Here is a 9,529-nt window from a genome sequence, read left to right as displayed (position 1 = left end):
TTGCGGCCGATCGTGATCAGGATTTGCGAATATTGCTTGGCGTGGCCGTGGCGTTCGCTCTCGGGCTCGAAGATGTCGTGGGAGACCTGGTCGATGTCGGCCCCGCAACGCTCCAGCAGGTCGGCACAGCGATCGATCACGGCGTCCAGCAGTTCCATCAGCACCTGCTCGCCGGTGATGCCGGGGGAACAGGCGCGGGCCAGCTTGTTCTCGACCAATGCGAAAGGCTTCGGCAGGTCGTAGCGCACCGTGACCAGCCGATGGCTGGTCAGGATGAAGGTGACCGCCGTGGTGCGCGGCATGTCGGTGTCGGATTGGCACATCAGCGTCGCAGTCATGTAGCGCGCGCTGTTCTCGATATAGAGGCGGCTGGAGATTTCGATCTCCTGCATGTCTTCCCGGGTCGGAACCGCGATCCCCGCGAGCTTCTCGACGGCCCGGTCCTCCTCCACGGTCGGGTTCACCAGGTCGACCCAGACCGCGCCCTCGGGCAGCGCGCCGAGGTCGGTGGCGGCGGCCTTCTTGAGGGAGAAATCGGAGGGAACGAACACCGACAGCATCACGAACTCCACAAAACAGGGCTGGCAGGACCCGTCGCCTTAGCGCGATTCTGGGTGGCGCTTCATGACCGGGGCATTAACCGGGCGTCCATATTTGTGGCAGCCGGGTGGCAGTGAGGTAGCTCCGACTCGACGACCGTTGCCTGTTTGCACAAAAAATCGACCCACGCCAGAACAGTTGCGGCAAAAAAGCCACAGATCACGTCCCGCGATGCGGGAAAGCCATCTAAAGTCTGGGAAGAATGGCGGGTTTCAGCGATAATGCCCTTCATGGAATCGTGGCGTTTGGGGCGTAATGTTGGCGCTTTCGGGCGCGGATTTTCGATTGGAATGTAATCATGTCGTCGCTCAAAGTTACTTTCGGGATCCTGGCCGCTGGCCTGATGTTGTCGGGCTGCATGCAGGCCACGACCTATGAGGCAACCAATACCGCTGCCTTCAAGCCGCATGACAAGGAACTGCTGGCCAAGACCACCTACGTCAAGACGCCGGTCGCCGAACCGTTCCGCCGCGCCATCGTCGAGTACCACCGCAAGGAAGCCCCCGGCTCCATCGTGGTCGATTCCGACAACCATTACCTCTATTATGTGATGAACGACGGCAAGGCGATCCGCTACGGCATCACCGTCGGCGAAGAAGCCATGGCCTGGTCCGGCATCGCCAAGGTCGGCAGCATGACCGAATGGCCGGCCTGGCATCCGACCCCCGGCGAGATCTCGCGCCTCGGCGTGCCGAGCTTCGTGGCCCCGGGCCCGGACAATCCGATGGGCTCGCGCGCGATGTACCTCTACTCGGGCGGCAAGGACACGCTGTTCCGCATCCACGGCACCAACCAGCCGGAATACATCGGTTCGTCGATCTCCTCGGGCTGCATCCGCATGACCAACGAGGACGTCATCGACCTCTACAACCGCGTCAAGCTCGGCACCATCGTCGTGGTGCTGGAGCCGAAGCATGGCGACTCGCCCTACAAGCCGCAGATGGCGCTGCAGGGCGGCAGCATGGCCACCTACTGAACCGCACCTGATACGCGGACGAGATCAAAGGCGCCGGCTCTGCCGGCGCTTTTTTGTTGGCTGCGGTTGCGGCTTGGTCTCGGCAGCACCATCGGACCCGGCCGCATCGTCTGATTTCGCCGCATCCGGCTCATCGGCCGTGCCGCGGTCGGCCTTGGATCCGTCCGGCTTAGATACGTCCGGCTTGGACACGTCCGATTTTGCGGCGACCTCGCGCGGGGGCGCCTGTTCGGGCCGCTCGGCCGGCAACAGCGGCGCGACCTGCGGCAGCGGGTCATACACGTTCCACTGGCAGATCCGGAAATTGTTGCGACGCTCGATCAGATCGAGATGGATGTGATCCTCGTGGTACCAGTCCGAGCCCGGACCGAGCACGGTGGAGAAGCGGGCGCAGACCGAATGCAGCACGGTCTCACGCAAGGTCCGCGGTACGCTGCGGTCGGTCAGCGAGATCGACTTGCCATTGGCGAGACCGAATGCGCGCACGTCGAGGGCATTGGCGCGGCCGTGCTCGGAGAGCTGCGCGCCGACGATGCGATTGCGGCCGCGGCATTCGAACGAGTCGAAATTGTCGAGATTGCTGATCCCGCCGCCGAGGCTCTGCGCCAGCGGCGCGATATCGGTGCGGACCCAGTCCGCGACCGCGGCTGCCATCTTGCAGCGGAGGATCGCCGCGGGTTTGACCGCGACCTTGCGCTTGTCCGCCAGCACGACGGCCTCGAGCCGCACCAGATCCTCGCCACCGCAGCCGCCGGCGCCGTGAATATCCGGAATGCTCGGCGCGATCGCGATCTCCTCGGTGAGCGCCTGCCGGCAGGCTGAGAGCTGCGGCCTGGGCGGCTCGGCCGGCTTGGGCGCTTCAGCCGGCTTGGCGGCTTCGGCAGGCCGCTGCGTCGCGGCCGCGGGCGGTTCAGGCTCGGTGGTCGCCGGCGCCACGGACGCCGCCGGTGCCTCGTTTGCCGTCGGCGCCTCGGCAGGGCGCGGCTTCGGCAGCGGCACCGCGGAGCGGCGCACGGTCTTGTGCGGTCGGTGCGGCCGGGTGCCGAACAAATCGTCCCACGGGAAGCTCGGCGCGCCTCGGGCGGCCTCCGCGGGGCCTGCCTGCATGCCAAGGCAAAGCAGCGCGGCGGCAGCGGTAACCATTGCCGCGCAGGCGCGACGAAACGCGCCATCAGGCCATTTTCGGCTTGCTTTCTCCGCGCTACAGTTCATGTCAGTTCCATGATTTTACTGCCGGCCGTCCAAGATGCCGGCAGATCATGCGTGAGGATCGAGGAGGGATTTGCGTATGCTTGGCTTGATGCAAGATTGGCCCTTGCTGTGCCACAAGATTATTGAGCACGCCGCGAAATATCACGGCACGCAGGAAGTCGTGACGCGGTCGGTCGAAGGCCCGATCCATCGCACCACCTACGCCCAGATCCATGCGCGCGCGCTGAAGGTGTCGCAGAGCCTGGAGCGCGACGGCATCAAGCTCGGCGACCGCGTCGCCACCATCGCCTGGAACACCTGGCGCCACCTCGAGGTCTGGTACGGCGTGATGGGGATCGGCGCGATCTGCCACACGGTCAACCCACGACTGTTTCCGGAACAGATCGCCTGGATCGTCAACCACGCCCAGGACCGCATCGTCATCACCGACCTCACCTTCGTTCCGGTGCTGGAGAAGATCGCCGGCCAGCTGCCGAGCGTCGAGCGCTACGTGGTGCTGACCGACAAGGCGCACATGCCGCAGACCACGCTGAAGAACGCGGTCGCCTATGAGGACTGGATCGCGGCATCCGACGGCAAGTTCGAGTGGAAGACCTTCGACGAGAACACCGCGGCGGCGATGTGCTACACCTCCGGCACGACGGGCGATCCCAAGGGTGTACTTTATTCGCACCGGTCCAACGTGTTGCACGCGCTGATGGCCAACTCGAAGGACGCGCTGGGCACCTCCGCCTCCGACACAATGCTTCCGGTGGTCCCCTTGTTCCATGCCAACAGCTGGGGCATCGCCTTCTCCGCGCCGTCGATGGGCACCAAGCTGGTGATGCCGGGTCCGAAGCTCGATGGCGCCTCGGTGTACGAGCTGCTGTCGACTGAGAAGGTCACCCATACCGCGGGCGTCCCGACGGTGTGGCTGATGCTGCTGCAATACATGGCCGCCAACAATCTGAAGCTGCCGGACCTCCAGATGGTGATCTGCGGCGGTTCGGCGATGCCGCGCTCGATGATCAAGGCGTTCCTCGACATGGGCAGCCAGGTGCGCCACGCCTGGGGCATGACCGAGATGAGTCCGCTCGGCACGCTGGCAACGCTGAAGCCGCCGTTCACCGATCGCAGCGGCGAGGAGCGGCTCGACATCCTGCAGACCCAGGGCTATCCGCCGTTCGGCGTCGAGATGAAGATCACCGACGATGCCGGCAAGGAGCTGCCGTGGGACGGCAAGACCTTCGGCCGCCTCAAGGTCTCGGGTCCCGCGATCGCCAAGGCCTATTTCCGGGTCGATGCCAACATCCTCGACGATGCCGGCTTCTTCGACACCGGCGACGTCTCGACGATGGACGAGCACGGTTACATGCGGATCACCGACCGCTCCAAGGACGTGATCAAGTCCGGCGGCGAATGGATCTCCTCGATCGATCTGGAAAACCTCGCGGTCGGCCATCCGGCGGTGGCGGAAGCCGCGGTGATCGGCGTCCATCACCCGAAATGGGATGAGCGGCCGCTCCTGATCGTGCAGCTCAAACAGGGCCAGAGCGCCACCCGCGAGGACATCCTGAAGTTCATGGATGGCAAGATCGCCAAATGGTGGATGCCCGACGACGTCGCCTTCGTCGACGGCATTCCCCACACCGCGACCGGCAAGATCCTGAAGACGGCGCTGCGCGACCAGTTCAAGGACTACACCTTCCCGACCGCCGCGGCGTGATGCTTCACCCTCCCCTGAAAGGGGAGGGTCGGCTCACAGCGAGCAAAGCGAGATGTGAGGCGGGGTAGGTGATCTCTCCACCCCACCTCGGTTCGCATGTCCTGCGAACCGATCCCAAGAGCGAGCTTCGCTCGTCTCACCCCCTCCAGGGGAGGGAAATCGCAGATGGCTACAGCCACGCCTGCTTTATTTCTGAATAATAGAATTTCACCCCTGATTTGCCCGACATGTCATGTTGCCGTGTCGAATGTCGGCACGCCGCCGGCTACTGTGCATGGGGTTGTTTTCGATGTTTTGACAGTGCGCCCCTGCGGAGGCTGGCCATTTGCGATAGCCCTCCCCTCCAGGGGAGGGTGAATAGCACCGCCCAAATCCCTTGAATTCGCCGCAGGTCCGTGGTCTCACACGATGATTGGCGGCGGCTGAGGTCGCCGGGGACATCCAACCGGCAGATTTTTCGACGATGGCGCGCAGGTTTTCCGCTCCCTACCAGCAGGAGCCCGTGTCCGGTCTTGCCACCTGGTCGCGCAACCTTGCGATCTTCTCCGTCGTCGCGGTGGTGGTCTCGATCCTGATCGTTCGCTTCGGGTTCCTGGAGGTTAAACCGGCGCTGGCGACCTTCTTCGGCGCGCTGGGCCTGGCCGGCCTGTCGATCCTGCTTGGGCTCGCCGCCTTCGCCGCGATCTGGCAGAACGGCACCCGCGGCATGGGCCGGATCCTGCTTGCATTCGTGATCAACGCGGCCGTGCTCGCCTACCCGGCCTACCTCACCTATCAGTACCGCAAGCTGCCGCGGCTCTACGACGTCACAACCGACCCGATCGACCCGCCGAAATTCGAGGCGCTGGCGCGGCTGCGCACCGGGGAAGGCACCAATCCCGCCGCCTACGCCGGCCTCGCTTCGGCCGAGCGGCAGCGCACCGCCTATCCAGACATTGAGACTGTCGAGCTTGAGGTCCCGGCCGACCGCGCCTACGAGATGACCTTGCGGCTGGTGAACCGGCGCAAATGGCTGGTCATCGACGCCCGCGCGCCGCAGCCGCCGCGCCGCATCGGCCGCATCGAGGCGGTGGCGCGCACGCCGATCATGGGCTTTCGCGAGGACGTCTCGATCCGGGTCACACCCGACGACGAGGATTCGCGGGTCGATATCCGCTCGGCCTCGCGCTATTTCGACACCGATCTCGGCAGCAACGCCGCGCGGGTCAAGAGGCTGATCGAGGACCTCAACACAGCCGCGGAGAACGACAACTCCAAGCCCGCGAAGAAGGCGGCCCCGGTCGCGCCGAAGACGCCGCCGGCGAAGACGGTGAAGAAATAATCTCTCGCCGTCATTCCGGGGCGTGCGTAAGCACGAGCCCGGAATCTATCGGGCGGCAAGCTCCACGGTGAGATGGATTCCGGGCTCTCGCAGAGCCTGTCATCGGGCCGCGCCTTGCGCGGGCCCGTTGGCGAGCCCCGGAATGACAGGTCAGGCCATCCGGTAGGTGCCGCCGATCACGGGATCGCCGTCGGTCGCCACGACACCGCGCGCGACCAGGTCCTCCAGATGCGCCAGTACCGAATAGCCGGCGGCGTTGGCGAGGCGCGGATCGAGCCCGATATAGATCGCCCGCACCATGGTCGGGATGTCGGCCTCGCCCTTGCCGAGCCGATGCAGGATCGACGCCTCGCGCGCCCGGCGATGCCGCGCCAGGAAGCGGACGTAGCGCGGGCCTTCCGGGATCTCGGGGCCATGGCCGGAGAAATAGAGCTGCTCGGGCCGCTGCTCCAGCCGCTCCAGCGAGGCCATGTAGTCGATCATCGAACCGTCCGGCGGCGCCACGATCGAGGTCGACCAGCCCATCACATGGTCGCCGACGAAATTGATGCTGCGCTCGGCCCATGCGAACGCCAGATGGTTGGCGGTGTGGCCGGGGGTGGCGACCGCTTCCAGCGCGAAGCCACTGCCCTCGATGACGTCGCCGTGCTTGACCTCGATGTCGGGCCGGAAATCGCGGTCGGCGCCGGATTCCGGATTGTGCTTCTCGCTCTCGAAGCGCGGCCGCGAGGCGCGGTGCGGCCCCTCGGCATAAACCGGCGCGCCGGTCGCGGCCTTGATGCGCGGCGTGTTCGGCGAATGGTCGCGGTGGGTATGGGTGACCAGGATGTGGGTCACGGTCTCGCCCTTGACCGCATCGAGCAGCGCTTTGGCATGCGCCTCGTCGTCAGGACCGGGATCGATGATCGCGACCTTGCCCTCGCCCACGATGTAGCTGACCGTGCCGGTGAAGGTGAACGGGCTCGGATTGTTGCAGAGGACGCGGCGGACGCCGGGGCGGACCTGCTCGACCACGCCGGGCTTCAGCGGAAAGTCGCGGTTGAACGGGATGTCGTCGTTGTCGGCCATGGCTTCTGTCCGTGATATCCGGCTTCTCTTTGACCTCGTCATGCCCGGGCTTGTCCCAGGCATCAACGTCTTCCTTTGCGAGCCCAACACGTGGATGGCCGGGACAAGCCCGGCCATGACAGCGTTTTGGGTGAGCACTCGTTAAGAGAACGCCTGGATGCCGGTGATCGCGCGGCCGAGAATCAGCGCGTGGACGTCGTGCGTGCCCTCATAGGTGTTCACCGTCTCGAGGTTCGCGGCGTGACGCATCACGTGATATTCGATCTGGATGCCGTTGCCGCCGTGCATGTCGCGCGCCATGCGGGCGATGTCGAGCGACTTGCCGCAATTGTTGCGTTTGACGATCGAGATCATCTCGGGCGCCATCTTGCCTTCGTCCATCAGGCGGCCGACGCGCAGTGAGGCCTGCAGGCCGAGCGCGATCTCGGTCTCCATGTCGGCGAGCTTCTTCTGCACCAGCTGGGTGGCGGCGAGCGGCCGGTTGAACTGCTTGCGGTCGAGCGTGTATTGCCGCGCGCGATGCATGCAGTCCTCGGCGGCGCCGAGCGCGCCCCAGGAGATGCCGTAGCGGGCACGGTTGAGGCAGCCGAACGGGCCCTTGAGGCCGGAGACGTTGGGCAGCAGCGCGCTTTCCGGCACCACGACATTGTCGAGCACGATTTCGCCGGTGATCGAGGCACGCAAGCTGAGCTTGCCGCCGACCTTCGGTGCCGACAGGCCCTTCATGCCCTTCTCGAGGATGAAGCCGCGGATCTGGTTGTCATGCGCTGCCGACTTCGCCCACACCACGAACACGTCGGCGATCGGCGCATTCGAGATCCACATCTTGGCGCCGTTCAGCTTGTAGCCGTCGGCGACCTTCTCGGCGCGGGTCTTCATGCCACCGGGATCGGAACCGGCGTCCGGCTCGGTCAGGCCGAAACAGCCGACCCATTCTCCAGTGGCGAGCTTGGGGAGATATTTCTTGCGCTGGTTCTCGTCGCCATAGGCGTAGATCGGATACATCACCAGCGAGGTCTGCACCGAGTTCATCGAGCGGTAGCCGCTATCGACGCGCTCGATCTCGCGTGCGACGAGGCCATAGGCCACGTAGCTCGCATTAGCGCAGCCATACTCTTCCGGCAGTGTCACACCGATCAGGCCGAGCTCGCCCATCTCGTTGAAGATCTCGCGGTCGGTCTTCTCTTCCAGATATGCCTTGGTGACCCGCGGCAGCAGCTTGTCCTGCGCATAGGCTCGCGCGGTGTCGCGGATCAGGCGCTCGTCTTCAGTGAGCTGATCGTCAAGCAGGAAGGGATCATCCCACTGGAAGCTGGCGGCAGCCGGCTTGTCCTTGGACTGGGGGCGCACGCTCATGAAACATCCTTTCGCATCGTCACTCGGAAATTGGCGGATAAATTAAAGCGCTATGCTGCGAAGCGCAATTGAATTGGGCGGATGCCGGGCCCGGGGCGATGCGCTGGTATCGCGCCCGGAATGACCCGCATCAGCCGTCGAACTTCTCGTTCGACACGATCTCGATGCCGAAACCGGACAACCCCTTGTAGTCGTGCACCGACGAGGTCAGGTGCCGGATCGAGGTGACGCCGAGATCGCGCAGGATCTGGGCGCCGACGCCGACCTCGCGCCATTGCTTGTTGCGATCGGCCTCCGCCGACTTCTGCTCACCCACCGGCTGGACCGGAACACCGGCGGCACCGTCGCGCAGATATACCAGCACGCCGCGGTCGGCAGCCTTGAAGTGCCGCAGCACGGCTTCCATCCGCGCCGGCCCGGTGAAGAGGTCTTTCACGATGTTCGGCTTGTGCAGCCGGGTCAGCACGTCCCGGCCGTCACCGATGCCGTTATAGACGAAGGCGGCATGCATGATCTCGTCGAACGGCGAGCGATAGGCGTAGCCCTGCAGCGGACCGATCGGGCTCTCGGTGGTGAAGGTCGCGACCCGCTCGATCAGCTTCTCGCGCGCCTGGCGGTAGGCGATCATATCGGCGATCGTGACGTGCTTGAGGTTGTGTCGGGCGGCGAATTTCGCGACCTGCTCGCCCTTCATCACGGTTCCATCGTCGTTCATCAGCTCGCTGATGACGCCGACCGGCGGCAGGCCCGAGAGCCGGCACAGATCGACCGCGGCTTCGGTATGGCCGGAACGCAGCAGCACGCCACCGTCGCGCGCGATCAGCGGAAAGATGTGGCCGGGGCGCGCGAAGTCGTTGGCGCCGGCATTGGGATTGGCGAGCGCGCGGCAGCAGGAGGCGCGTTCCTCGGCCGAGATGCCGGTGCCGCCATCGGGCTTGTAGTCGATCGAGACGGTGAAGGCCGTGGTGTGGTTGGACTCGTTGTGTGCCACCATCGGGTCGAGCCGCAACCGGCGGGCGTCCTCGGTGGTGATCGGCGCGCAGACGATGCCGGAGGTGTGGCGGATGATGAAGGCCATCTTTTCCGCTGTGCAGAACGACGCCGCGACGATCAGATCGCCTTCGCCTTCCCGATCGTCATCGTCGGTGACGACGACGAGTTCACCCTTCGCAAAGGCTTGCAGCACTTCCTGGATCGTATCGGCCATTGTCCTGACATCTCGCTTTATGCAGGCAGTGGATTAGCCGGGTTCCGATGGCAGCGCCAGTATCATTATGCAACCCGCCATGCG

The 9,529-nt window shown here is 64.9% G+C and carries 8 protein-coding genes; 3 read left to right on the top strand and 5 right to left on the bottom strand.

Annotated features, from left to right (window positions below):
• Positions 1-560, bottom strand: a 560-nt coding sequence (locus tag JQ616_RS36150; protein WP_283812711.1) for a CorA family divalent cation transporter, incomplete at its 3' end; no start/stop codon positions are given.
• A 338-nt stretch (positions 561-898) separates the two neighbouring features.
• On the opposite strand from JQ616_RS36150, the gene JQ616_RS36145 reads away from it, so the two are divergent.
• A complete protein-coding gene (locus tag JQ616_RS36145) occupies positions 899-1,576 on the top strand; it encodes a L,D-transpeptidase (RefSeq protein WP_212022937.1) in 678 nt (225 codons plus the stop codon).
• 24 nt (positions 1,577-1,600) lie between these two features.
• Here JQ616_RS36145 and JQ616_RS36140 read toward each other — a convergent pair whose 3' ends face one another.
• A complete protein-coding gene (locus tag JQ616_RS36140; RefSeq protein WP_433996034.1) occupies positions 1,601-2,788 on the bottom strand; it encodes an extensin family protein in 1,188 nt (395 codons plus the stop codon).
• 76 nt (positions 2,789-2,864) lie between these two features.
• Between JQ616_RS36140 and JQ616_RS36135 the strand changes: the two genes are divergently transcribed.
• Both JQ616_RS36135 and JQ616_RS36130 read left to right on the top strand, forming a co-directional pair.
• A complete protein-coding gene (locus JQ616_RS36135) occupies positions 2,865-4,493 on the top strand; it encodes a fatty-acid--CoA ligase (RefSeq protein ID WP_212022936.1) in 1,629 nt (542 codons plus the stop codon).
• Between the two features lie 463 nt (positions 4,494-4,956).
• Entirely contained in the window at positions 4,957-5,814 is an 858-nt protein-coding gene (locus tag JQ616_RS36130) for a DUF1499 domain-containing protein (RefSeq protein WP_212022935.1), read from the top strand.
• 150 nt (positions 5,815-5,964) lie between these two features.
• Here JQ616_RS36130 and JQ616_RS36125 read toward each other — a convergent pair whose 3' ends face one another.
• The 3 genes from JQ616_RS36125 to ribB all read right to left on the bottom strand — a co-directional run bounded on the left by JQ616_RS36125 (position 5,965) and on the right by ribB (position 9,445).
• On the bottom strand, positions 5,965-6,882 hold the full coding sequence (locus JQ616_RS36125) for an MBL fold metallo-hydrolase (protein WP_212022934.1): 918 nt from the start codon (positions 6,880-6,882) through the stop codon (positions 5,965-5,967).
• Between the two features lie 141 nt (positions 6,883-7,023).
• Positions 7,024-8,238 carry an acyl-CoA dehydrogenase gene (locus JQ616_RS36120; RefSeq protein WP_163156649.1) on the bottom strand — a complete coding sequence of 405 codons (1,215 nt, stop codon included), beginning with the start codon at positions 8,236-8,238 and terminating at the stop codon, positions 7,024-7,026.
• A gap of 130 nt (positions 8,239-8,368) precedes the next feature.
• Entirely contained in the window at positions 8,369-9,445 is a 1,077-nt protein-coding gene (gene ribB, locus JQ616_RS36115) for a 3,4-dihydroxy-2-butanone-4-phosphate synthase (protein ID WP_212022933.1), read from the bottom strand.
• Positions 9,446-9,529 lie beyond the last annotated feature (84 nt).

This window comes from Bradyrhizobium tropiciagri (genome assembly GCF_018130545.1).
GTDB classification, from domain to species: domain Bacteria; phylum Pseudomonadota; class Alphaproteobacteria; order Rhizobiales; family Xanthobacteraceae; genus Bradyrhizobium; species Bradyrhizobium tropiciagri_A.
The sequence above is the reverse complement of the archived record's forward strand: the minus strand, read 5'-3'. Positions and strand labels throughout refer to the sequence as shown.